General features: G+C 78.2%; 1 protein-coding gene. It reads left to right on the top strand.

Going from position 1 to position 1,457, the window contains the following annotated elements; translation table 11 throughout:
* The coding region (locus tag AA75_RS39615) for a condensation domain-containing protein (protein WP_233289400.1) at nt 1-1,457 on the top strand (1,457 nt) is incomplete at both ends.

The raw sequence follows: 1,457 nt of genomic DNA, 5'->3' as shown, positions 1-1,457 counted from the left end.
CGCCGGCGGCCCCGGGCAGCCGCCGGCACCGCCCGCGCCGGCCGCCGCCGACGGCGACGCCCCGCTCAGCTCGGCCCAGGCCCGGCACTGGTTCATCGACCAGTTCGCGCCCGACCGGGCCATCTCCAACGTCTCGGTCGGCCTCACCGTCACCGCCGACCCGCAGGCCGGCCCCGCCGTCGACGAGCGGGCCCTCGCCGAGAGCATCGCCGAACTGGTCCGCCGCCACCCCGCGCTGCGCACCGCCTACCTCGACACCCCGGACGGCCCGCGCCAGCGGATCCTGCCCTGGACCGGCGGCGCCGACGACCTGGTCGAGACGGTCGACCTGCGGGACGCACCCGGCTCCGCCGCCGACCGCTTCGCCGCGCAGACCGCCCGGCCGTTCGACCTGACCGCCCCGCCGCTGCTGCGCGCCACCCTGGCCCGGACCGGCGAGCGGCGCTGGGAGATCTGCCTGACGATCCACCACATCGCCGTCGACGGACGCTCGGTGGAGATCCTGCTCGCCGACCTGGCCGAGGTCTACCCGGCCCTGGCCGAGGGCCGGCGCCCCGCCGACCGCCCGGCCGGCCCCGGCCCCGCCGAACCGGCCCGCTGGGAACAGGCCCAGCAGCACCGGCACCCCGCCCTGCTGGAGTACTGGACCCGCGCCCTGGACGGCGCCCCGCCGCTGCTCGACCTCACCCCCGGCGAGACCCGCCCGCCGCAGCCCGGCTTCCGCGGCGCCACCGCCGCCCGCCGCCTGCCGGCCGGGCTGCGCACCACCCTGGAACGGACCGCCCGGCGACTCGGCGCCACCCCGTACATGGTGCTGCTGGCCGGCCTGCTGACCGTGCTGCACCGCTGCACCGGGCAGCGCGACCTGGTGGTCGGCACCCCGGTCGGCGACCGGCCCAGGGCCGCCTTCGAGTCGACCGTCGGCTGCTTCGTCAACACCCTGCCGCTCCGGGTCGACCTCGGCGGCCGGCCGGACTTCGCCGAACTCGTCGACCGGGTCCGGGCGGTCACCGCCGGGGCGTACGCCCACCGGGCGCTGCCGTTCGAGCGGCTGGTGGAGGAGCTGATGCCGGCCGGGCGGCGGGCCCACCACCCGGTGTTCCAGGTGATGCTGGTGCTCCAGCAGCCCGAACTCACCGAGGTCCGGCTGCCCGGCGCCACCGTCCACTTCGACGGCGAACTCCCCGCCGAACGCGGCCGGTTCGACCTCACCGTGGTACTTGACCGGGACCGGCTGGCGGTGGAGTACGCCACCGACCTGTTCGACGCCGCCTTCGCCGAGCGGCTCGCCGACCAGCTGCTGCGGGTGCTCGCCGCCGCCGGCGCCGACCCGGCGCCCGCCCTGGACGCGATCGAGCTGCTCACCGACGCCGAACGCGAGCAGGTGCTGGCCTTCGGCCGCGGCGCCCCCGCCCGCCGCCCCGGCCCGGTGCACGACCGGATCGCCGGCCCGCCCA

It is taken from the genome of Kitasatospora sp. MBT63, assembly GCF_000710465.2.
Lineage (GTDB): Bacteria > Actinomycetota > Actinomycetes > Streptomycetales > Streptomycetaceae > Kitasatospora.
This window is presented reverse-complemented; position numbering and strand designations above follow the sequence as displayed.